The following is a 23,104-nucleotide window of genomic DNA, read 5'->3' on the forward strand; positions in this document are numbered from 1 at the left end:
CGGCCGTCAGGGTTTTGCCGCGCGGTACCAGGCGGCGGCCCCGGGGTGCAGCGACAGCGGCGTGGTCGCGATCGCCGAGCGAGGGCTCATCCGCCCCGCCGCGGGATGTGCGACGGCCAGCTCGGCTCGGCGCTCCATCAGCAGCCGGGTCACCTCCCGGACCAACTGCTCCGGCAGGTTGGCCCGGACGATCAGGTAGTTCGGGTCGGCCACCGTGGTCACCGCGTCCACCCCGTACACCGAGCGCGGGATGTCCCGGGAGACGTAGACCTGGCCGTAGCGGGAGCGCAGCGGCTCGGTCCATTCGCTGAGGTCCACGATCCGGGTGGCGCTGCGCCAGGCCAACTCCGTGATGCCCCGCACCGGCAGGCCACCGGAGAAGAAGAACGCGTCGATCCGCCCGGAACGCAGCGCGGCCACCGAGTCGTCCAGCCCGAGCCGCTCACGACGCACCCCGTCGCCGCCGAGGTTGGCGACCTCCAGCAGCCGGCTCGCGGTGATCTCGGTGCCCGATCCGGGGGCGCCGATGGAGACCCGCCGGCCCCGCAGGTCGGCGACCGTCCGGATCGGACCGCCGCCCGTGGTGACCAGGTGCAGCTGATCGTCGTACACCCGGGCGATAGCCTCCACCGACGAACTTTCCGCCGTGGTGGTGGGCAGCACGTCGGCCTGGGTGAAGCCCAGCTCTGCCCCACCGGACTCGATCAGTCGGACGTTCTCCGCGGAGGCGGCGGTGATCACCACGCTGGCCCTGACGTCGGGCAGTTCCCGGTTGAGGATGGCCGCCAGGGACTGTCCGAACGCGTAGTAGACGGCGGTGGGGCTGCCGGTGGCGATCCGGATCGACGTCGGCTCGGTCGGGGCGTCCCGGCAGCCGGCGGTGCTCAGGGTCGCGGTCAGCAGCACCGCCAACAGGACTGCCGTCGCCGGGCGGTGGCGGCCCGGTCGGCTGGACGAGGTACGACTCACGCGGTGCACTGTGCGCTGTCCGACCGGCGCGCGCAAGCTCCTTGGCGGTGGGGTGCCGGGTGCGTGCGGCTTGAGCACCGATCAGCAGGCGGGGCGGGGTGCCGGCGGCACGGCCTCGCCCCACGCCGGCCCCGGCGCTGCCCCGCGCGCCGGCTCCAGCGCCGCGCTGCTCAGGATCCGCGCCCGGTCCGGGCCAGCGGCCACGCTGACCAGGAAGCATCCGGTGCCCGGGCGGAGCCGGGCCGGCACGTCGAGCACGGCAGCGCTGCGGATCAGCACCGCGGCCAGTTCCCGGTCGGTGAACCGCACGCCGAGGATGTGCCGGCGGACGTGCCGTCCGGCGGCCAGCAACGCCGAACGCCAGGCCGCCGCCGCGAGGCGGGACACCGACAGTCGGCGCGCTGGCGAGGCACCGGGAAGCGGCCCGCCGAGCAGCTCGCGCCGCCCCTGCCACCAGCCCGCTTCCAAGATCCGGGCGTACGCGTCCTGGTGCTCCTGGGGCACCCAGAGGCGGTGCAGCTCGTAGCGACGGCGCAGGCCGCCGACGGCCACCTCGTGCGTGACCGGGATGTCCAGCCGGTCGAGCAGCTGCCGCATCCGCTGCGCGGCGTCCTCCCGGTTGAACTCCACCGGTGCGTAGGCCGTGAGTGCCGCGCTCGGCCGGGCGGCGGTCGGCGGCCGTGTGCAGCGCCGCAGGCAGGCGGCCTCGAACGCGTCGCCCAGCGTCAGCCAGTCCAGTGGGGGTGGCGGCGCCGGGGTGCGGGGTCGGTCGAGTAGGGCGGTTTGGCGGACCAACATGGGCTCCTCTGTCGGAGTCGGGGTTCCCCTACCGTGGCCCCTGCCTCGCCGTTACGGAACTGGTCCGGCCCAGCCTTGAGCAAATCTTGCGGCTGCCCCGCCGCTACAGGTCGGTGACCACCAGGTCCACCTGCCGTGCCCGCCCGGGCGCGGTGGCCTGTTCCTCGACGGTGTGCTTCAACTCCCGCAGCGTGCCGACCAGCTCCGCGGCGGTGCGCGGTCGGGCGCCGGCGACGAGCAGGTCACGGACCAGCCGCCCCTTGGTCGCCTTGTTGAAGTGGCTGACCACCGAGCGGACCGGTACGCCGTCGACCTCCCGCTCGTGCAGCACTCGCACGGTGACGGTCCGCTCGGCCAGCTCGCCGCGCGGCGTCCAGGTGGCCGCGTACGCGCCGGAGCGCAGGTCCAGCACCAGGCCCCGGCCGGCAGCGGCGTCCAACACCGGAGCCAGCTCCTTGCGCCAGTACGCCGACAACGCCCCGACGCCCGGCAGGCGAGCGCCGATCGGGCAGCGGTACGGAGGAATCCGGTCGGCCAGTCGGACCGCGCCCCACAGCCCGGAGCTGATCAGGATCGACCGGCGGGCCGTCCGTTGCGCCGCGGCGGGCAACGACGCGAACTCCAGCGCCTCGTAGAGCACGCCGGTGTAGAGCCGCTCGGCGGGCGCGGTGGCGGCCTCCCGCAGGCGGGCGTTGCGGCGCAGCTCGCCCCGCTGACCCTCGCTGAGGCCGAGCGCCGCCCGTGCCGCCGCCTCGTCCGGTCCGGCGCTCAGCACCGTCAGGGCGTCCAGCACCCGCTCCCGGGCCGGGTTCAGCTCGGGCAGCGACAGCCGGTCCGGGGACCAGCGCCGCCCGGTGCCGGCGTCGGCCTTGCCCTCCGAGGGTGGCAGCAGGATGAGCATCAGGTCTCCTCGACGGGCGGAACGCGGCCCGGCCAGCGTACGACCCGCCGTCACCGCCAGGGCCGCACCGGGGTGTCGGGGTGGTACACGCGATAGCCGCCCACCTCCCGCACGGGTGCGGCGTCGGCCCGGTCGGCGAGCAGCCTGCGTAGCCGCCGATCCATCGGGGAGCCGACCTCCACGACGTAGCCCGGTCGCTGGGCGCTCCCGACCTGCCGCCAGTACGGGCGGTAGCGGTTCTGCCCGGGGGACAGATCACCGTCGAGCACCCCGCAGACCACCGTCTCGTCCGTGTTGAAGATCAACCGGTTGCAGGTCCAGTAGTCCCCGTACACCTCGTGGGGACCGTCGGCGCGCAGCGCGGCGGCCAACTCCCGGACCTGGCGTTCCTCGGTCCGCGACGCCGCGGTGCCGGTGGCCGCGAAGAGCACGGTGATCACCAGCGTGGTCGCGGTCAGTGTGGCCAGCACGGCGGTGGACAGCACACCGGTGAGCCGGCCGACCGCGCCGACCGTGCCCCGCCAACAGGCCACCGCCGCCACCCAGAGCGGCCAGAGCACCGCCGGCAGCGACAGTTGCAGCACCGACAGGTACCGGGCGTTGTCCAGTGGGCTGGTCGCGGCGAGCGGGCTGCGGACGTACGACAGCAGGGTCAACGCGGCACCGGCGACCAGCGCGAGCTGCACCACCGGCCCGACCCGCTCCCCGCGTGGTGCCCCGGCCGCGCGACGGTACGCGAGCACCGCGAGTGCCGCGCCGGCCACCAGCAGCACCGGGTACAGCACGCCTGACCACTGTTGCCAGCGTCCGCAGCCGTCCACCGGGCAGAGCCCGTGCGCCAGCGGCACCCCCTCCAGCAGGCCGCCGCGGATCCGGTCGGACCAGGGCGGCTGCGGCCCGGCCTTGGTGCTGACCTGCCGGAACACCGACAGTGAGTCCTCGCCGGGCCCGGCCCGCAGGTTGTCCACGATCATCGGGGCCACGCCGACGACCACTCCCGCCACCAGCAGCAGGCCGGACCAGCCGAGCAGTTCCCGCCGTACCGCCCAGACCAGGGCCAGCCCGGCCACCGCGAGGTACGGCAGGATCAGCCAGTCCGACCAGACGGCCACCCCGACGAGCAGGCCGAACAGGGCGACCGCGAGCCTTCGGCGGCGAATCGTGCCGGCGGCCAGCCCCACGGTGACCAGCAGCATCAGCAGCACCGCCGGCTTCACCTCCGGCCGGCCTCCGACCACGGTGATCTGGTCGCGCACCACCCGCTCTCCTCCGAGCGCGAGCAGACCCACCACGAAGGCGGCGAACCACGGGGTGCAGAGCCGGCGGGTCAGCCGATAGATGAGATAGAGGAAGACCGCGTACAGCGCGAGCATCGGCAGCCGCAGCACCGGCCAGCTCGGCCCAGCCACCGCCACCAGCGGAGCAGCCAGGTACGACTCCAACATGCCCATGTAATGCTGGCCGTAGAGGAAGATTGGGCGTTCCCGGCCCTGCCCGATGTGCAGCGCGGCGAGACCGAAGGTCGCCTCGTCGCTGTTCGACACCGGCACCGTGAAAAGCGTCAGGACCAGCCGGTAGACGACACCGGCGAGCCCGAACAGCAGCGCGACGAGCGCCGGCCGGTCGAGTCGCGGACGCCATCGCCCACGGTGCTGCTCTGGATGCGACACGACCAACGCCCCCGTCGTCGTCCCGACCGGAGTGTTTCACGTTCGGCCGGGCCGCCGAGGCGGATCGGCGCAGCCGGGCCGGCTCGCGTGGCCGTGGCTGTCGACGTGTGGCAGGGTTGGCGCGTGCCACCCACTCCCGCCGGCCAACTGGCCGTTCCGAACCTGCATCGGGCTGCACGGATCGAGGACGCCGTCCACCAGCTCGTTCAGCGCCGGCTGCGGCGCACCGGCTGGCGGGTCAACATCGTCGCGTACACGGGCTACGGCGCGCCGGGGTGGGTGCGCGTGATGTGCCGGGTGCTGCTGGGCCGTCCGGACACCCGCCAGCGGGGCCGGCTGGACAAGGTCCGCGGCTGGCGCAGCTTCACGACGCTGCCCAACAAGCACGTCACGGTGACCATCGAGGCCGGCGGGGTGCGGCACGAGACGCAGGCCGACCGCAGCGGCTTCGTCGACACGCTGGTCGAGGCTGACCTGCCACCGGGCTGGGGCACGGTCCGCCTCAGCGTCCCGGACGCCGATCCGGTCGACGCGCCGGTGCGCATCCTCGACCCCGAGGTCAAGTTCGGCATCATCTCCGACATCGACGACACGGTGATGGTGACCGCGCTGCCCCGGCCGCTGCTCGCCGCATGGAACACGTTCGTGCTCGACGAGCACGCCCGAGCCGCCGTGCCCGGCATGGCGGTGCTCTACGAGCGGCTGGTCACCGCGCACCCCGGCGCTCCGGTCTTCTACCTCTCCACCGGCGCGTGGAACGTGGCGCCCACCCTGACCCGCTTCCTGTCGCGGCACCTCTACCCGGCCGGGCCGCTGCTGCTCACCGACTGGGGCCCGACCGCCGACCGCTGGTTCCGCAGCGGGATGGAACACAAACGGTCCACGCTGGCTCGGCTGTCCCGGGAGTTCCCCGAGGTGCGCTGGTTGCTGGTCGGCGACGACGGCCAGCACGACCAGGAGATCTACCGGGAGTTCGCCGCCGCCCACCCGGAGAACGTCGCCGGAGTGGCGATCCGCCGGCTCTCCCCGACCCAGTCGGTGCTGGCCGGCACCCTGCCCGCCCCGGCGGGCCGCCCGTCGTCGGGGCCGGTGGGGCAGAAGTGGCTCTCCGCGCCGGACGGCGCCGGCCTGTGGCAACTGCTGCGCGACGCCGGCCTGGTCTGACCGGGCGCTGCCGGAGGGTTGCGGGGGAGCGTTACGTTTCCATCCGCCCCGCCTGAGCGGGAGGCGGGAAGCGAGGGTTGATGGTGCGCGTCACGGTGAACGACGAGGAGGCGGACCAGACCGCGCGCCTGCAGGGCGAGCAGATCGTCGCGTACGAGCGGCGTGGGCCCTTCTGGGGACGCTTGGCGCAGTTCGCGGTAGTGGTTGCCCTCGCTGCGGGGCTCGTCGCCTCGACGCTGGTGCTGGACACCGTGAAAAGCTTCTACCCGGGCGTGGGAGTGTTCAAGTCCACCCCTGCCCAACACCCGGCGGAGGCAACAGTCCACGAATGCCGCCGGGTCGGTCCGGTGAGCGGCGATGGGTTCGGCTACTGGTGGCACTGCGCGGTGACGGTGCAGACTCGCGACGGTCGCGAGGTGCGGACCGTGGTCCGACACTCGACCGTCACCCCCGACGACCGGGGCAGGCCGGTCGAGTTCCGCGAGGTCTGCTTCGGCAAGGGCAACACCGATTGCCGGTACGGTCGCCCGGCGTGGCGAATCTGGGCCTTCGCTCTGGCACTGCTGGGCATCCTGCGGACCGGCCTGGTGCTCGGGCTGCTCATGGGCGTCGGGGTTTATCTGCTGAGAACGGTGGTGGGTGTCCCGAGGTACTTCGCCTGGGTCAACCGCCGACGTCACTGATCTGGAGCGTCGGCCGTTCAGCCCTGGCGGAGCCAGACGGCGCCCAGCGGAGGCACCTGGAGGGCCGCGGAGGCCACCATCCCGTGCCAGGGCACGTCCTCGGCGCGTACCTCGCCCAGGTTGCCCACCCCGGACCCGCCGTAGTGGTGGGCGTCGGTGTTGAGCACCTCGGTCCAGGTGCCGCCGGCCGGCAGGCCGATCCGGTAGTCGTGCAGCGGCTGGGCGGAGAAGTTCGCCACGCAGACCAGCGTCGAGCCGTCCGGGGCGATCCGGACGAACGACACGGTGTTGTTGGCGACGTCGTCGCCGGCGATCCACCGGAACCCGGCCGGCTCGGTGTCCTGTGCCCAGAGCGCCGGGGTGTCCCGGTAGACCCGGTTGAGGTCACCGACGAGCCGTTGCACGCCGGCGCGGGCCGGGTCGTGCAGCAGGTACCAGTCGAGGCCGCGTTCCTCGCTCCACTCCCGGTCGTCGGCCAACTCGGAGCCCATGAAGAGCAGCTGCTTGCCCGGGTGCGCCCACATGTACGCCAGCAGCGCCCGTACGTTCGCCAGCCGTTGCCAGGTGTCGCCGGGCATCTTGCCGGCCAGGGAGCCCTTGCCGTGCACCACCTCGTCGTGGCTGATCGGCAGCACGTAGTTCTCGCTCCAGGCGTACGCCAGGGAGAAGGTGAGCTGGTGGTGGTGGTGCTGGCGGTAGATCGGGTCCTTCGAGGTGTAGAGCAGGGTGTCGTGCATCCAGCCCATGTTCCATTTGAACCCGAAGCCCAGCCCGCCCTCGGCGGTGGAGCGGGTGACCCCCGGCCAGGCGGTGGACTCCTCGGCGATCATGACGACGCCGGCGTGGTGCTTGTAGACGGTCGCGTTCACCTCCTGCATGAGCGCGATGGCTTCCAGGTTCTCCCGGCCGCCGTACTTGTTGGGTGCCCACTGGCCGTGCTCGCGGGAGTAGTCCAGGTAGAGCATCGAGGCGACGGCGTCCACCCGCAGCCCGTCGACGTGGAACTGGTCGCACCAGTAGAGCGCATTGGCGACCAGGAAGTTACGCACCTCGTTGCGGCCGAAGTCGAAGACGTACGTGCCCCAGTCGGGGTGCTCGCCCCGGCGCGGGTCGGGGTGCTCGTAGAGCGGGGTGCCGTCGAAGCGGCCCAGCGCCCACTCGTCCTTGGGGAAGTGCGCGGGCACCCAGTCCAGGATCACGCCGACGCCCGCGGCGTGCAGCTGGTCGACGAGGTAGCGGAAGTCGTCCGGGTTGCCGAACCGGGACGTCGGCGCGAAGTAGCCGGTGACCTGATAACCCCAGGAACCGCCGAACGGGTGCTCCATCACGGGGAGGAACTCCACGTGCGTGAAGCCCAACTCCGTGACGTACGCGGTGAGCTGCTCGGCCAGCTCGCGGTAGCCCAGGCCGGGCCGCCACGAGCCGAGGTGCACCTCGTAGACGCTCATCGGCTCCTGGTGCGGCTGCCGCTCGGCTCGCCGGGCCAGCCAGTCCGCGTCGTTCCACCGGTACGTCGAGTGGTGCACCACCGAGGCGGTGGCCGGCGGCACCTCCGCGTACGTGGCGAGGGGGTCGGCCTTGTCCCGCCACTGCCCGTCGGCGCCGAGCACCCGGTACTTGTAGCGGGCCCCGACCCGGGCGTTGGGGACGAACAGTTCCCATACTCCGGTGGAGCCGAGCGACCGCATCGGCCAGCCGTCGTCGGGCGCCCAGCCGGTGAAGTCGCCGATCACCCGGACTCCGCGAGCGTTGGGTGCCCAGACGCTGAACGCGACGCCCTCGTCGAAGACGCGCGCCCCCAGCGCCTCCCACAGCCGCTCGTGGCGGCCCTCGCGGATCAGGTGCAGGTCCAGCTCACCGAGGGTCGGCGGGTAGCGGTACGGGTCGTCGTGCGCGGTGCCGTCGACCTCCACCCGGTAGTCGAGCACGGTGCCCTCGACCTGGGTTTCGAAGACGCCGATGTCGTGCACCCGCTTCATCGGGTGCCGCTCGTCGCCAACGAGCAGCACCACGTCTCCGGCGCCTCTGCGCATCGTGCGGATCGTCGTCGACGTGTCGGTGGGGTGCGCGCCGAGCAGCGCGTGCGGGTCGTGCGTCGCGCCGGTGATCAGCTGGTCCATCGGTCGTCCTTCGGGGCGGCGTCGGTCGGTGCGGAGGCGGACGAGCGGGCGGCACCCGAGCGGGCAGCGGACAACCGGGACGCCACCGTGACCGGGGTCGTCGGCGCGGTACCGCCGGAGAGGTCGTCCGGCACCTCGGCGACGGTGAGGTCCGCCGGCTCGGCGCCCGCCGGCTGCGGCGCGGTCGGCGGGGTCGGGCGGCGCACCGTCAGCACGTGCGCCGGTTGCAGGTACGGGTCGAGCCGCACCGCGTTGCGCTGACCCCAGTCGTAGCTGGTGCCGGTGAGTTCGTCGTGCACGGTGAACCGCTCGTGCCAGTCGAAGCCGAGCGCCGGCATGTCGAGGGTGGTGTTACCCCACTGCACGACGCGCGGGTCGAACGAGCAGATCACGATGACGGTGTTGCCGGTGTCCGGGTCGTGCTTGGACCAGCAGAGCAGCGCCGGGTTGTCGATCTCGTGGAAGCGCAGGTTGCGGAGCTGGTGCAGGGCCGGGTTGTCGCGGCGTACCCGGTTGAGGGTGGCCAGGAACGGAGCCAGCGAGCGGCCCTGCGCCTCGGCGCCGGCCCAGTCGCGGGGGCGCAGCTCGTACTTCTCGTTGTCCAGGTATTCCTCCGCCCCCGGCCGGGCCACGTGCTCGAACAGCTCGAAACCCGCGTACAGGCCCCAGGACGGGGAGAGCAGCGCGGCCAGCACCGCCCGAATCTTGAACATGGGCGGGCCGCCGTGCTGCAACGACTCGTGCAGGATGTCCGGGGTGTTCGGCCAGAAGTTCGGCCGCATGTAGTCGGCCGACGCGATCAGCTCCTCGCAGTACTCCCGCATCTCGGCGGCCGTCGTGCGCCAGGTGAAATAGGTGTACGACTGCGTGAAGCCGATCTTGCCGAGGCCGTGCATGATGGCCGGCCGGGTGAACGCCTCGGCCAGGAACAGCACGTCCGGGTCGACCTTCTTCACCTCGGCGATCAGCCAGTGCCAGAAGTCGAACGGCTTGGTGTGCGGGTTGTCCACGCGGAAGATCCGGATGCCCTCGCCGACCCAGTGCAGCACCACCCGCAGCACCTCGGCCCGGATGCCCTCCGGGTCGTTGTCGAAGTTGACCGGGTAGATGTCCTGGTACTTCTTCGGGGGGTTCTCCGCGTACGCGATGCTGCCGTCGGCCCGGGTGGTGAACCACTCCGGGTGCTCGGTCACCCAGGGGTGGTCCGGCGCACACTGCAACGCCAGATCCATCGCCACCTCCAGCCCCTGCGCCGCCGCCGCGGCGATGAAGGCCCGGAAGTCTGCCGGCGTACCCAGATCGGGGTGGATGGTGTCGTGGCCGCCCTCGGCGGCGCCGATCGCCCACGGCGAGCCCACGTCGTCCGGTCCGGCGGTGAGCGCGTTGTTGCGGCCCTTGCGGTTGACCCGGCCGATCGGGTGGATCGGCGGCAGGTAGAGCACGTCGAAGCCCATCGCGGCCACGCCGGGCAGCCGCTCGGTGGCGGTCGCGAAGGTGCCGGACCGACCGCCCACCGCTCCTTCGGAGCGGGGGAAGAACTCGTACCAGGCCGAGTAGAGGGCCCGCTTGCGGTCCACCCAGATCGAGTACGTGTCACCGACGGTGACCAACTCCCGCACCGGGTGCTCCCAGAGCAGGTCGGCCAGGGCCAGCGCCGGGTCGACTCGCTGCGGCAACGGCAGGTCGGTCTCGACAAGCGCGGTGAGCGCGTCGGCGACCCGGGGCCGGTCGGCGGTCGGGACGAGGTCCCGGGCGGCGGCGAGCACCCGCGCGCCCTCGGCCAGGTCGTTGGCCAGGTCCTCCGGGCCCTGCCCGGCGGCGATCTTCTTCGTCACCGCGTTCTGCCAGGTCAGGTACGGGTCCTGGAACGCCTCGACGGCGAAGGCCCAGGAGCCGACGTCGTCCGGCCGGATGGTGGCGTGCCACCGGTCCTGGCCGGGCTCGCCGGGGCGCATCCGGGTGAACGGCCTGGTGACGCCGTCCGGACCCATCCAGACCACGTTGCAGCCGAGCGCGTCGTGCCCCTCCCGGTAGGCGCGCGCCGACACCGGAATCGGCTCGTCGACCACCGCCTTGGCCGGGTATCGCCCGCACGAGACGACGGGGGAGACGTCTTCGATCGGGAACCGTCCAGTCACCCCGCCAACCTACTGCGCGAGATCCGTTCGCGCGCGGCCAAGCACCCCGGTCCCCCTCGCCCTCCGGGGCCGCGAGTCACGATCCGCGCCGGCTCCGGTCACCGCAGGGGTGGACGGGATCCGCACGGCCCTGGTCCGCTACCACCTGCCGGGCTCGACCCGGCGCGCCGAACCTCGAAGAGTTGCGGGCACGGCTGGACCGCGCCGAGCAGAGCTGATCGGCGCTCCCGGTACCCGGCTGCCGCCCGAGCACCACCGCCGAAATCAGTCTGCACGACGCCTACGCCGGCGACCGGCGGCGCGAAGGCTGGTCACCGTCGTGTGGCGGGCCGCCGATGCTCCCGCCGGCCCGGCCCATTTCGCCGCCACCCTCCCCGTCGCCTGACGGACGTCGCTGTCGCCTGCCGGACGTCGGCGTCGCTGTCGCCTGCCGGACGTCGGCGTCGCTGTCGCCTGATGGACGTCGGCGTCGCCCGATGGGGTTGCGTGACGTCCTGTAGAGCTGCCCCACGCGTGGGGCAGCGCGGCAGTTACCCTCGCCCGGGCGTGCGCCCCGTGAGCGGGGCAGCTCTACAGCGTGGCAGTTACCCTCGCCCGGGCGTGCGCCCCGTGAGCGGGGCAGCTCTACAGCGTGGCAGTTACCCTCGCCCGGGCGTGCGCCCCGTGATCGGGGCAGCTCTACAGCGTGGCAGTTACCCCCGCCCGGGCGTGCGCCCCATGAGCGGGGCAGCTCTACAGCGCGGCAGTTACCCTCGCCCGGGGCGTGCGCCCCATGAGCGGGGCAGCTCTACAGCACCGCGGTTACCCTCGCCCGGACGTGCGCCCCATCAGCGGGGCAGCTCTACAGCGCCGCACCGGGTACCGGGCGTCCGACTGCCGCGTGCTGCTGCCGCGTGCTGTTGCCGAGGTCGCCTGCTGTGTCACCGAGCTTGGCCGGGGGCGTCGTCCGGGGTGGTGGGTGGGTAGCCTCCCGTCCATGGTCGAACGGGTGAGAGTTGCGGTCGTCGGTGTCGGTAACAACACGTCGGCACTGGTGCAGGGAATCGCTCTCCACCGCCAGACCGGGAGCCTGGTGGGCATCCGCAGGCCGGTGATCGACGGCCTCGGAGTGGGTGACATCGACTTCGTTGCGGCGTTCGCCACGTCCGACGAAAAGATCGGCAGGGACCTCACCGAGGCGATCTTCCTGGCGCCCAACAACTTCCCCAGGCTCGACTGCGAACTCCCCAGGGCGAAGGTCCCCGTAACCAAGGGGCTTGTCGATGCGACTGAGGTCGACCGTGTGGCAGCGGCGCTGGCCGAGGCGGAGGTGCTGCTCTACTCGGCGCCGAGTGGCCGGCCGGGGACCGCCCGGGCGTACGCGGAAGCCGCCCACCGAGCAGGTGTCGCATTCATCAACACCACTGCGGACCCGGTAGCCCGTGACCCACAACTGCTGGGCAGGTTCGAAGTGGCCGGGCTGCCGCTGCTCGGCGACGACCTGGCGAGCCAGTTCGGCACCTCGGTGCTTCACGACACGCTGCTGCGGTTGCTGGCAGAGCGGGGCCTCACTCTGGTCAGCTCCTATCAGGTCAATCTGGGCGGCACCGAAGACTTCCGCAACCTGGTCGAGAACCCGAATTCCAAGCACCAGTCCAAGCTCAACGCCCTGTCGGCGGCTGACAAGGTTCAGTTGGCTCCGCTCGGTTACCTGTCGCAGCTCAAGTCGCAAAAGGTGGCGTACCTCAATCTTGAAGCGCAGGGTTGGGGCGAAACAGCGGTGAGCCTCGACGTGAAACTGAAGGTGCATGACCCGAGTGGCGCCGCGGGGGTCAACATCGACCTCATTCGGATGGCGGCCAGCGCGCTACGAAAAGGGCACGGCGGAAGTCTTGCCGAGGCGGCGTCGATGCTCAAATCTCCACCTGGAACGGCGATCTGAGATCGGCGGCAACCGGCACGTCACGCCGACTGCAGGCTAGGCCCACTGGGGGCCAGGCCGACTGAGGGCTAGGCGGTGAGCAGGCGCCGGATCCGCTCGTACTCGGCGGCCATCTCCGGGGTTGCGAGGACGTCGTCGAGGTCGGCCGAGACCTGGAAGTCGACCTCCTCGATTGAGCGGATGGCCAGTTCGTAGAGCTCCCCGCGCCCGTTCTCCTCCAGGTAGGTGGTCCAGTGTTCGAGCGCGGTGATGACCGTCAGGAGCCCCTGGTCCAGGTCACCGTCGGCGAGGATGCCCTCGTCGATCCGCACCAGCTGAACGCGCAGCTCCGTCGCGTCGGCCGTCCGGACGTTCTCGCGGGCGCTGGCCAGCGCCGCCCACCCGTCCTCGTCCAGCTCGTCGTCCGCGACGGTGGCGAGCAGTTCGCCCCGGACCAGCCGGGTGACCGTTTCGAGGCCGAAGACGCGCAGTTGGTCCTCGCCAGCCGCGACGACCAACTGGAGGATCTCCGCTTCGAGTTCGTCGTACCGCATGTCGCCCGTCTCCCTCAGGCCGCGCCGACCGAGCGGTAGACGTCGAGCGTCTGCCGGGCGATGGCATCCCAGGAGAAGTGCTCCACGGCGCGCTGCCGACCAGCCAGGCCGAACCGCGCGGTACGCGCCGGGTCGGCCAGCAGCGTGTTCACCGCAGCCGCCAGGTCGGCGACGAACTTCTCCGGGGCCAGCGGTCGGCCGGACCCGTCGGTGGCCTGCTCGATGGGGACCAGCAGACCTGTCGCACCATCGGCCACCACCTCGGGGATGCCGCCGGTCGCGGTCGCCACCACGGCCGTCTCGCAGGCCATCGCCTCCAGATTGACGATGCCCATCGGCTCGTACACCGACGGGCAGACGAAGACGGTGGCGTGGGTGAGCACCTGGATCACTTCGGGCTTGGGCAGCATCTCCGCCACCCACACCACGCCCGAACGGTTGGCCCGCAGCTCGGCAACCAACTCCTCCACCTCGGCGGCGATGTCCGCGGTGTCCGGGGCGCCGGCGAGCAGCACGAGCTGGGTGTCCGCCGGCAACTCCCGGGCGGCCCGCAGCAGGTAGGGCAGGCCCTTCTGCCGGGTGATCCTTCCCACGTACACGACGCTCGGTCGGGACGCGTCGATGCCGAGCCGATCCAGCACGTCGGTGCCGCCGTCCGGGGCGTACTGAATGGTGTCGATCCCGTTGTAGACCACCCGGACCCGGGACGGGTCGATCTGCGGGTAGGCGGTGAGAACGTCGTTGCGCATCCCCCCGCTGACCGCGATCACCGCGTCGGCTGCCTCCATCGCGGTGCGCTCGATCCAGGAGGAGAGCGCGTAGCCGCCGCCGAGCTGCTCGGCCTTCCACGGCCGCAGCGGCTCCAGGCTGTGCGCGGTCACCACGTGCGGCACCCCGTGCAGCAGCTTCGCGGTGTGGCCGGCGAGGTTCGCGTACCAAGTGTGGCTGTGCACCACGTCGGTGCCCGCCGCGCCGGCGGCAATCTCCAGATCCACGCCCATCGTGCGCAGCGCGGCGTTCGCGCCGGTCAGGCCGGGTGATTCGGCGTACGCGGTGACGCCCGGCTCGGTGCGCGGCAGCCCGAAGCAGTGCACGCGCACGTCGGTGTGGCGGCGCAACTCCCTCGCCAGGTACTCGACGTGCACCCCGGCACCGCCGTAGACCTCCGGTGGGTACTCACGAGTGAGAAGGTCGACGCGCAGGGGGGTGGGTTCCGTCATGACCTCGCACCCTAGTGCAGAAGAGTCCCCGTACGAGTGGTGAAGTCGGACGCGGGTGGATAGCGTCGTGGCATGGCTGCCAAGGTGCTCGCGATTGTCCTGGCGGGTGGTGAGGGCAAGCGCCTGATGCCACTCACCACGGATCGGGCCAAGCCGGCCGTCCCGTTCGGCGGGATGTACCGCATGGTCGATTTCGTCCTCTCCAACCTGGCCAACGCCGGCTTTCTGAAGATCGTCGTGTTGACCCAGTACAAGTCCCACTCGCTCGACCGGCACATCACCAAGACCTGGCGGATGTCCACGCTGCTCGGCAACTACGTCACCCCGGTCCCCGCCCAGCAGCGTCGCGGTCCCTGGTGGTTCGCCGGCTCCGCCGACGCCATCTACCAGAGCTTCAACCTGATCAACGACGAGCAGCCTGACTATGTGATCGTCTTCGGCGCCGACCACATCTACCGGATGGACCCACGGCAGATGGTGGACGACCACATCGCCTCCGGCGCCGGGGTGACCGTCGCCGGCATCCGCCAGCCGCTGTCCATGGCCGACCAGTTCGGCGTCATCGAGGTCGGTGAGGACGGCAAGCGCATTCGCGCGTTCCGCGAGAAGCCGACCGACGCCGTCGGCCTGCCGGACGCACCGGACGAGATCTACGCGTCGATGGGTAACTACGTCTTCACCACGCGTGCACTCTGCGAGGCCGTGGAGCGCGACGCGGAAGACAAGACCAGCAAGCACGACATGGGCGGCAGCATCATCCCGATGTTCGTCGAGCGGGGCGAGGCCAACGTCTACGACTTCCGCGACAACGAGGTTCCGGGCAGCGACGACCGGGACCGCGGCTACTGGCGCGACGTGGGGACGCTCGACTCGTTCTACGACGCGCACATGGATCTGATCAACGTGCACCCCGTGTTCAACCTCTACAACTTCGACTGGCCGATCTACACCGAGCAGCCTCCGTGGCCGCCCGCCAAGTTCGTGCACCAGTGGGGCGAGCGGGTCGGCCGGGCGGTCGGCTCGATGGTCTCCCCGGGGTCGGTGATCTCCGGGTCGCTGGTGGAAAACTCGATCATCTCGCCGAAGGTGCGGGTGCACTCCTGGGCGCACGTCGAGGGCTCGGTGCTGATGGAGGGTGTGGAGATCGGCCGGCACGCGGTCATCCGGCGGGCCATCCTGGACAAGAACGTGTTCGTCCCGGAGGGCGCCGAGATCGGCGTTGACCTGGAGAAGGACCGGCAGCGCTACACCGTCTCCGACAATGGCATCGTGGTGATCGGCAAGGGCCAGAAGGTCGAGCCGTGACCGCCGCGCACTTTCCGAGGAGGTTCCCGCAGTGACCCATCCCCGTGCCGGCCAGCCCGCCGAGCCCGCCGACCTGGTCGACGTGCCGCGTCTGGTGACCGCCTACTACGCCGAGCATCCGGACCCAGCGGACCCGGCGCAGCAGGTCTCCTTCGGCACCTCCGGTCACCGCGGTTCCAGCCTGCGCAACGCGTTCAACTCCGACCACATCCTGGCGGTCACCCAGGCCCTCTGCGACTACCGGCGGGAGCAGGGGCTGGACGGCCCGCTCTTTCTCGCTCGGGACACCCACGCGCTGTCCGCGCCGGCTGCGGTGGACGCGCTGGAGGTGCTCGCCGCCAACGGTGTCAGGGTGTTGGTGGACAGCCGCGACGGTTACACCCCGACTCCGGCGCTGTCGCACGCGATCCTCACGCACAACCGGGGGCGTACCAGCGGGCTCGCCGACGGCATCGTCATCACCCCGTCGCACAACCCGCCCGACGACGGCGGTTTCAAGTACAACCCCACCAACGGCGGGCCTGCCGACACCGACGTGACCCGGTGGATCCAGGACCGGGCCAACGCCATCCTCGCCGCCGGGCTCAAGGAGGTCCGCCGGATCACCTACGCGCGGGCTCGGGCTGCCGACACCACCGGGGAGTACGACTTCCTCGCCCGCTATGTCGACGACCTGCCGGCCGCGATCGACATCGACGCGATCCGCGCTGCCGGGATCCGGATCGGCGCGGACCCGCTGGGCGGGGCGAGCGTGGCGTACTGGGGTGAGATCGCCGAGCGGCACCGACTGGACCTGACCGTGGTCAACCCGACGGTCGACCCGACCTGGCGGTTCATGACCCTGGACGGCGACGGCAAGATCCGGATGGACTGCTCCTCGCCCAACGCGATGGCGTCACTGATCGCCGCTCGCGCCGACTACCAGATCTCCACCGGCAACGACGCGGACGCCGACCGGCACGGCATCGTCACCCCGGACGCCGGCCTGATGAACCCCAACCATTACCTGGCGGTGGCGATCGGTCACCTGTTCCGCACCCGTACCGAATGGGGTCCGTCCGCTGCGGTGGGAAAGACCCTGGTCTCCTCGTCGATGATCGACCGGGTCGCCGCGGACCTGGGCCGGCCGCTGTTGGAGGTGCCGGTCGGGTTCAAGTGGTTCGTACCCGGTCTGCTGGACGGCGCCGTCGGCTTCGGTGGCGAGGAGAGCGCGGGGGCGTCGTTCCTGCGTCGCGACGGTTCCACCTGGACCACCGACAAGGACGGCCTGCTGCTCTGCCTGCTCGCCGCCGAGATTCTGGCCACCACCGGGCGCAGCCCGAGCGAGCACTGGGCCGAGTTGGCCGAGAGGTTCGGCGCGCCCGCGTACGCCCGGATCGATGCCCCGGCCACCCGGGAGCAGAAGGCCGTGCTCGCCAAGCTTTCCCCGGAGCAGGTCACCGCCACCGAACTCGCCGGTGAGCCGATCACCGCGACGTTGACCACCGCGCCCGGCAACGGCGCACCGATCGGCGGCCTGAAGGTCAGCACCGAGTCTGGCTGGTTCGCCGCGAGGCCCTCCGGCACCGAGGACGTCTACAAGATCTACGCCGAGTCCTTCCAAGGCCCCGACCACCTCAAGAAGATCCAAGAAGAAGCCAAAAACCTGGTAGACCAAGCCCTAACAAACCCCTAACCACCCCCCCAACCCCCCAACCCCCCACCCCACCCCCGGGGACCCCGCGTTGATCATGAGGTTATTGCCACGACACGCCGCGGCGGATGGCAATAACCTCATGATCAACGCGGCCGGGAAGAGCCGGGGGCGCGGTGGGTGGGGTGGGGTGGGGTGGGCAGGGTGGGGGGGTTAGCAGGGTGGGGGTAGTTCGTGTTGGGCTCGGCGTAGGAGTTCTTTGGGGAGCAGTTCGCTGAGCTGGTCGGGTAGGAACGGCAGGTCGAGCAGGCTCATCTTCAACTGGTTGCGTTCCTGGTAACGCAGTGGGTCCAGGCGGACCACCAGGCCGGCGTTGCGGCGGTAGCTGATGTCCACGGCCCCCTCGGTCGCCGCGTCGCGGAACACCAGACCGTCCATCTCCACCACGACCGCCGACGACTCGGGCTGCAGCTCCAGCCGGATCTTCTCGTCCGCGGAGAGCACCACCGACCGGGAGATGCCGGCCATCGGCGCCGACGGAGTGATCACCACGGAGTCCGCCGCTGGGGAGATCAGTGGGCCCCCGGCGGCGTAGCTGTACGCCGTCGAGCCGATCGGGGTGCTGACCACCACTGCGTCGCAGCGGTAGTAGCCGTACTGCTGGCCGTCGATGGCGAGGGTGAGGTTGACGAAGCCGGAGCCGGGCTGGCGGACCAGCGCGATGTCGTTGAACGCCACGACGTCGTCACCGCAGACGTCACATTCGAGGCAGGCGTGCGACTCGATGGTGAAGTCCTTCGACAGCAACCGGCTCAACGCCTCGGGCAGCTCCGGCGGCTCGATCTCGACGAGAAAACCCAGACGACCCAGGTGTACGCCAAGGACCGGCTTCGGGTCCAGGACGGCGGAGCGCAGCGCACCCAGCATGGTGCCGTCGCCGCCGATGCTGATCAACGCGTCGGCGCGGATGGCGACCTGTTTCGCCGGCACCGATTCGACGCAGGACGGCACGCGGTGTCGGTCCTCTTCACGCACGATCAACGTCTTGTGGTGGCGCTTCGCCCACCGTTCGATGATCCCGACCACCTCGGTGACATCCCGGGTGGGGTGCAGCACCAGACCCAGCCCCGACACCCGTACAGCTCACCACATTGGCGTCGGACGCGTCTGGCGTACGGGGCAGGCCGCCGGCCGAGGGCGGCCTGACCTGCCGGTTCCGGAGGGTCTTGCCGCCCTGTGCGCCGGACTGCTAGCTTGCCCCTCGCCGACCGTTAGCGTGCACGGCACATCGGGGGCCGGCGCGGGGCCGGGGCCCTCTTTCGCCGAGGAGATCCTGTGAAAACGCCCCCCGGGGTCGCACCCTCACGCCTGTACGTGCTCGATGGCTTGCGACTGGTCGCGGCCCTGCTCGTCGTGGGCTTCCATCTCACGGTCTTCGGTGAGGCCTGGGGAGGGCCGGACGGCGCGGCCTTGCCGACGCTCAGCATCTACACCCAGTTCGGGTGGCTCGGGGTCTACCTGTTCTTCCTGATCAGCGGTTTCGTGATCTGTATGAGCGCGGAGGGGCGCGGCCTGGGGCAGTTCGCGGCCGCCCGGATCATCCGGCTTTATCCCGCGTACTGGTTCGGGGTGCTCGCCACCACCGCGGTGCTCGCCCTGTGGCCGGTGGTCCGTGAGCCGAAGCGCCCGGGCGACGTGCTGACCAACCTCACCATGTTCAACGACCTCATGGGAGTGGGCGCGGTCGACTCCGTCTACTGGACCCTCGCCCACGAGTTGCGCTTCTACCTCCTCTTCGGTCTCTTCGTGCTGGTCCGCGGGTACACCCCGCGGCGGGTGCTGCTCTTCGCCGCGGGGTGGCTGATCGCCAGCCTGTTCGCGTACCACTCGATCCCGATGCTCACCGACCTCCTGGTGCCCCGCAGCGCGGCCTGCTTCGTCGGCGGCATGGCTCTGTTCCTGATCTACCGCCACGGCTCTGACATCTACCTCTGGGGACTGGTGGGCGCGTCCTGGCTCGTCGCGCTCCAGATGATCGGCACCGTCGACCCGTACGCCCCGTCCCGGACCGTGCTGTCGTCGACGCAGATCAGCATGGTCGAGGCGGCGATTGTCACGTTCTTCTACCTGCTCATGGCCGTAGTGGCCACCCGTCGTATCACGGTCAGCTGGCGCTGGCTGACCACCGCCGGAGCGCTGACCTACCCGCTCTACCTGCTGCACGAGTACATCGGCTGGGTGATGATCCACTACATGCACCCGGCGCTCCCGGCCTGGCTGACCGGGCTCACCGTGGTGGTGATCCTCCTGGTCGCCTCGTGGCTTGTGAACCGGTTCGTCGAGAAGCCGGTCTCCGGCTGGTTGAAGCGCCGCTTCGTCGCGGCCCGGAACTCGGCGTACCTGCGTAAGTCGCCGAGTGACAGGCCGTCCAGCCCGCATCTGGCTCCGTCCGCCCCGGCAAAGGCTCCGGCACCGCCACCGGCAGCTCCGGCACCGGCACCAGCACCAGCCACTCCGGCACCGGCACCTGCCACTCCGGCACCGGCACCTGCCACTCCGGCTCCGGCACCAGCAGCTCCGGCTCCGGCACCAGCTCTGGCATCGGCGATGGCGGCCCCCGGCCCGACGCCCGCGATGCGGACGCCGTCGTCGATCGATGGTCCGACCATGATCCTGCCCCAGGTCACCGCCAACTCCACCGACTGATCCGGGCAGGTACCCCGGACCCGCGGCCCGGGGTACCTGCCGCGCGGACGCTAGGGCCGGACCCGACCACCAACCCCGAGGTGGGTCAGCGAGCGGGCGACCAGGTCATCGCGGGCCGCCGGAGGCAGGCCCTCCAGCCCGAAGCCCAGGTACACCGTGTCGCCGGTGACCACCACCGAGCCCTCCTCGAACGCCTGCTGGCTGCGCGACCAGTCGTTGGCGTTGCCACCGGACCCGGCCGGTGGCCCGGCCACCGTCCAGCCGCCCAGGTCGGCCGACCCGAACGAGGTCTCCGCCACGGTCGAACCGTCGACCAGCACCCGGGCGTCGTCCAGGAAGACGCCGAGACCCTGCGTGGACCAGTCCGAGGCGTACGTGATCGAGACCTCGACCTGCTTGCCGGCGTAGCTGGACAGGTCGACCGCGAACTCCTTCCAGCCGTTCGACGTCCCGGTCGCGGCGTTCCAACTGCCGGTGCTTCCGGTGGGGGAGCAGCCCGCACCCTGGTAGTGGGTGAGGAACGGGTGCAGCTCGTCCCAACCGCTGGTGCAGCTCTCGCCGGTGACCGTGCTGGTCTTGCCGTTGGTGTCCGGCAAGGTCGTCCAGTTGTCGCTGCCCACCTCGTGCGCCTCGACGAAGAGGAAGTCCCAGTTCTGCTCGATCTCGTACGAGGTGAAGAAGCGCAGCTCACCACTGCTCGCCCCGGTGAGGTCCACCGTGCGGGTCAGCCGCTTGTACGACTCGTCGGCCTGCCCGCTGTGCAGGTACCACTCACCCGTACGCGGATCGAACGGCGCGCCGCCCGGCCGCGTCCAGCCCACCGGAGCGGAGCTGGCGAACTGTGGGAACTCGTCCGGTGGCAGGAAGCTCGACGTGGTCAGGAACGACGCGGTGTGCGTCTGGTTCTCCGCCGACCCGGGCGCGTTGAGTTGCCCGCTGAAGCCGGTGAACGGGGCGGCGGTCCCGGCGACCGGGTACGACTCCCCCTCCGGGGCGGTTCCGCCGTCGCTGACGTAGGTGTGCGCGCCCAGCCAGTACTGCTGGAAGTCGTTCAACAACGGCAGGCAGCTCAGGGCCTCGGCGTCGGTGCACTCCGGCGGCGCGTCCGGGTTGTAGACGTACGACCCGTTGGCGCCCTGCGCGTACAGCGCGTACTGGCCGCTGACCAGCAGCTTGCCACCCTCGTTCAGGTAGTCCCGCACGGCCAGCTCGGTGTCCAGCGCCGCCCTGGCCGTGGTGCCGGGCACCTGGCCGGGGGAGCGCAGGATCACGTCGTCACCGGTTTCCCAGACCACCGCCTTGTAGTGCGACAGCACGCCGAGCGGGTGTGGCGCCTTGCGGCCCATCGCGTCGAAGTCGTACACGTCGCTGCTGCGCCCGGCGGCGCTCAGCGACGCGGCGACCTCGTCGGCGTACTTCGCGGTGGTGCCGGTCTGCGCCGGGCTGAGGCCGGTGACGTCCTCCATCGCGAGGACCAGCACGTCACCGCCGATGTCGTTGTGCACCCGGTAGGTGAAGTGTTCACTGGCGACCACCCCGGCACGCGGTTTGTTGCCGGTGAACCAGACCTCGACCCGGTCACCCGGCTTCGTGCCGGTGACCGTGCCGCGCAGTTCGGCGTAGTAGTCGTCGTGCGTGTCGCCGTACCGCTCGCCGCCGCGCCACTCGCGGACCGCGACGGTCTTCGGGCGCCCGCCGTTGACCAGGTAGTGCATCCGTACGTTCTTCAGCGAACGACGGGTGATCGAGGCGACCTGCTGGGTGCGCCCGTACGAGGTGTCGAACGTGTCCACCTCGAAATCCGGGGTGCTCCGACCGACGACCGACACCGGTTCGTCCGGGTCCGCCGCCGACTTCGCCACGGCCAGCGCGAACGGCAGGTTCTTGCTCACCTCGCCGGCGATGAGGGCCTCGTCGTCGGGGAAGATGAAGCCGCTGACGCAGTCCTCCGGGCGCCACTCGTCGTCCGGGTCGACCGCCGAGGCTGCTTCGCAGGTGGACATTTCCGGGGTGAAGCCCAACGTGCCGTACTTGACGGTGGCGTGGCTGTCGGTGTCGCCGTTGGTGGTGTACAGCTCGGCGGAGATGTCCGGGTCGTAGCCGGGCACCGCGGGGTGCGCGTCGTCACCGGCCATCGCCTCGTAGATGACGTCGTCCGGGGTGGGGGTGCTCACCTGCCAGCCGACGCCGTAGAGCAGCAACTCGGCCGCCGAGTGGTAGTTGACGAAGAACTCGAAGCCGACCCGCTTGAAGAGCCGGTCCAGGGCGACGGTCTCCGGCTCCGAGTTGGGGCCGGGGCCACGGTAGGTCTCGCTGTTCGGTTCGGGTGACGAGCCCTCGTTGTCGTAACCCCACTTGTAGCTGAAGTTGCGGTTGAGGTCGACGCCGTCGCCCGAGGTGATCTGCCCGTCGCCGTTGTTGTCGCGCAGGTTCTTGCGCCAGAGCCGGTTGCCGGGGGTGAAGGTGTGGTCGTAGCCGTCCGGGTTGGCGACCGGCAGGAACCACAGCTCGGTCGTGTCCAGAAGACGGGTGATCTCTCGGTCGGTGCCGTAGCTGTCCAGCACGTGGTGCATCAGCCGGCGGGTCATCTCCGGCGTGATCCACTCGCGGGCGTGCTGCGTACCGGCGTACAGCACCGCGGGTCGTTTCCCGTCCGCTACGCTCCGCGCGTTCTTGGTGACCTTCACGGCGAGGATCGGCTGGCCGTGCTGGCTGCGGCCGACAGTCTCCACCTTGGTCAGCTTCGGATAACGGGCGGCGGTGGCGTTCAACTCGTCCCGGAGGCCGCCCGGCTCACCGTAGGGGCGGAACGCCGTCCAGCCGGCCGCGGCCTGCTCCCGCAGCGCCTGCGACGCGTCCTTGCCGTGCACCTTCTTCACCGACAGCGGGACGCCCTTGTCGGTCAACCGCTTGGCCTGCCGGCGGCTGAGCACCGTCTCGACCGCCGTGCGGCCGGACGAGTCCATCTTCGCGTCGTGGCCGAGGTCGACCCCCGCCGCGCGCAGTTGATCCCGCTGTTTCGCGTCGACCGTGCCGACGTACACCTCCAGGCCGTCGCGTGCGCCCGGGTCGGACGGTGGCTTCGCGCTTGCCGGCGGGGTTATCGCCAGTGCGCCGAGCAGGGTGACCACGCTGGCGATCGCCAGTCGTCTCGGTCTCATCGCGCCTCCTTGGGTGAAGGACCTGTAGGCGCGAGCCTTCGGTGCGGGCTGACCGATGTCAATCAGTCGATGGGTGCGCGGTGGCTGACCGTGTCGATATCGCTGCCCACGGCGACGGCCGGGGCATGGTTGGCCGACGCGCCGCGAAGGCGCGGTATGCCACACGAGGGATAGTTGCTCTT

16 protein-coding genes are annotated in these 23,104 nt (G+C 70.8%); 6 read left to right on the forward strand and 10 right to left on the reverse strand.

The annotated features are described in order from the left end of the window. Positions 1 to 6: 6 nt before the first annotated feature. From JOD64_RS24125 to JOD64_RS24140, 4 genes are all read right to left on the reverse strand, one after another. Positions 7 to 969: a TAXI family TRAP transporter solute-binding subunit gene (locus JOD64_RS24125; RefSeq protein ID WP_372434187.1), complete on the reverse strand. Its 963-nt coding sequence runs from the start codon at positions 967 to 969 to the stop codon at positions 7 to 9. 81 nt (positions 970 to 1,050) lie between these two features. Continuing rightward, positions 1,051 to 1,764 (reverse strand): hypothetical protein, encoded by a 714-nt coding sequence (locus tag JOD64_RS24130; protein WP_204946225.1) that lies wholly within the window; start codon positions 1,762 to 1,764, stop codon positions 1,051 to 1,053. Positions 1,765 to 1,870: 106 nt separating this feature from the next. Next, complete coding sequence (gene yaaA / locus JOD64_RS24135; protein WP_204944306.1) at positions 1,871 to 2,668, reverse strand: peroxide stress protein YaaA; 798 nt, start codon at positions 2,666 to 2,668, stop codon at positions 1,871 to 1,873. 50 nt (positions 2,669 to 2,718) lie between these two features. Then, positions 2,719 to 4,338, reverse strand: a complete 1,620-nt coding sequence (locus tag JOD64_RS24140; protein ID WP_204944308.1) for an ArnT family glycosyltransferase — start codon at positions 4,336 to 4,338, stop codon at positions 2,719 to 2,721. Between the two features lie 123 nt (positions 4,339 to 4,461). Between JOD64_RS24140 and JOD64_RS24145 the strand changes: the two genes are divergently transcribed. Together JOD64_RS24145 and JOD64_RS24150 are read left to right on the forward strand one after the other, a co-directional pair. Continuing rightward, on the forward strand, positions 4,462 to 5,502 hold the full coding sequence (locus JOD64_RS24145; protein WP_204944310.1) for an App1 family protein phosphatidate phosphatase: 1,041 nt from the start codon (positions 4,462 to 4,464) through the stop codon (positions 5,500 to 5,502). 80 nt (positions 5,503 to 5,582) lie between these two features. Further along, on the forward strand, positions 5,583 to 6,185 hold the full coding sequence (locus JOD64_RS24150; protein ID WP_204944312.1) for a DUF6346 domain-containing protein: 603 nt from the start codon (positions 5,583 to 5,585) through the stop codon (positions 6,183 to 6,185). Positions 6,186 to 6,202: 17 nt separating this feature from the next. On the opposite strand, the gene glgB is transcribed toward JOD64_RS24150, so the two are convergent. After that, positions 6,203 to 8,305: a 1,4-alpha-glucan branching protein GlgB gene (glgB, locus tag JOD64_RS24155; protein WP_204944313.1), complete on the reverse strand. Its 2,103-nt coding sequence runs from the start codon at positions 8,303 to 8,305 to the stop codon at positions 6,203 to 6,205. Further along, on the reverse strand, positions 8,293 to 10,443 hold the full coding sequence (locus JOD64_RS24160) for an alpha-1,4-glucan--maltose-1-phosphate maltosyltransferase (RefSeq protein WP_307813603.1): 2,151 nt from the start codon (positions 10,441 to 10,443) through the stop codon (positions 8,293 to 8,295). Before JOD64_RS24160 ends, glgB begins: the two co-directional genes overlap by 13 nt. 976 nt (positions 10,444 to 11,419) lie before the next feature. Here JOD64_RS24160 and JOD64_RS24165 point away from each other — a divergent pair. Continuing rightward, positions 11,420 to 12,364 (forward strand): inositol-3-phosphate synthase, encoded by a 945-nt coding sequence (locus JOD64_RS24165; RefSeq protein ID WP_204944315.1) that lies wholly within the window; start codon positions 11,420 to 11,422, stop codon positions 12,362 to 12,364. A gap of 68 nt (positions 12,365 to 12,432) precedes the next feature. Here JOD64_RS24165 and JOD64_RS24170 read toward each other — a convergent pair whose 3' ends face one another. Beyond that, a complete protein-coding gene (locus tag JOD64_RS24170) occupies positions 12,433 to 12,897 on the reverse strand; it encodes a hypothetical protein (protein ID WP_204944316.1) in 465 nt (154 codons plus the stop codon). A gap of 14 nt (positions 12,898 to 12,911) precedes the next feature. Further along, positions 12,912 to 14,117 (reverse strand): glycogen synthase, encoded by a 1,206-nt coding sequence (gene glgA, locus JOD64_RS24175; protein ID WP_239559634.1) that lies wholly within the window; start codon positions 14,115 to 14,117, stop codon positions 12,912 to 12,914. A gap of 72 nt (positions 14,118 to 14,189) precedes the next feature. Here glgA and glgC point away from each other — a divergent pair, with 72 nt between their 5' ends. Together glgC and pgm are read left to right on the forward strand one after the other, a co-directional pair. Further along, the gene (gene glgC / locus JOD64_RS24180) at positions 14,190 to 15,422 is read left to right on the forward strand and encodes a glucose-1-phosphate adenylyltransferase (RefSeq protein WP_204944318.1); all 1,233 of its coding nucleotides are present in this window, start codon (positions 14,190 to 14,192) and stop codon (positions 15,420 to 15,422) included. A gap of 31 nt (positions 15,423 to 15,453) precedes the next feature. Beyond that, a complete protein-coding gene (gene pgm, locus JOD64_RS24185) occupies positions 15,454 to 17,097 on the forward strand; it encodes a phosphoglucomutase (alpha-D-glucose-1,6-bisphosphate-dependent) (protein ID WP_204944320.1) in 1,644 nt (547 codons plus the stop codon). 171 nt (positions 17,098 to 17,268) lie between these two features. On the opposite strand, the gene JOD64_RS24190 is transcribed toward pgm, so the two are convergent. After that, positions 17,269 to 18,180: an NAD(+)/NADH kinase gene (locus tag JOD64_RS24190; RefSeq protein WP_239561631.1), complete on the reverse strand. Its 912-nt coding sequence runs from the start codon at positions 18,178 to 18,180 to the stop codon at positions 17,269 to 17,271. Positions 18,181 to 18,390: 210 nt separating this feature from the next. Here JOD64_RS24190 and JOD64_RS24195 point away from each other — a divergent pair, with 210 nt between their 5' ends. Continuing rightward, positions 18,391 to 19,761: an acyltransferase family protein gene (locus tag JOD64_RS24195; protein ID WP_204944323.1), complete on the forward strand. Its 1,371-nt coding sequence runs from the start codon at positions 18,391 to 18,393 to the stop codon at positions 19,759 to 19,761. 50 nt (positions 19,762 to 19,811) lie between these two features. Here JOD64_RS24195 and JOD64_RS24200 read toward each other — a convergent pair whose 3' ends face one another. Next, complete coding sequence (locus JOD64_RS24200; RefSeq protein WP_204944324.1) at positions 19,812 to 22,922, reverse strand: M14 family metallopeptidase; 3,111 nt, start codon at positions 22,920 to 22,922, stop codon at positions 19,812 to 19,814. Between the last annotated feature and the right edge of the window lie 182 nt (positions 22,923 to 23,104).

Origin of the sequence: Micromonospora luteifusca, assembly GCF_016907275.1 — a bacterium.
Lineage (GTDB): Bacteria > Actinomycetota > Actinomycetes > Mycobacteriales > Micromonosporaceae > Micromonospora > Micromonospora luteifusca.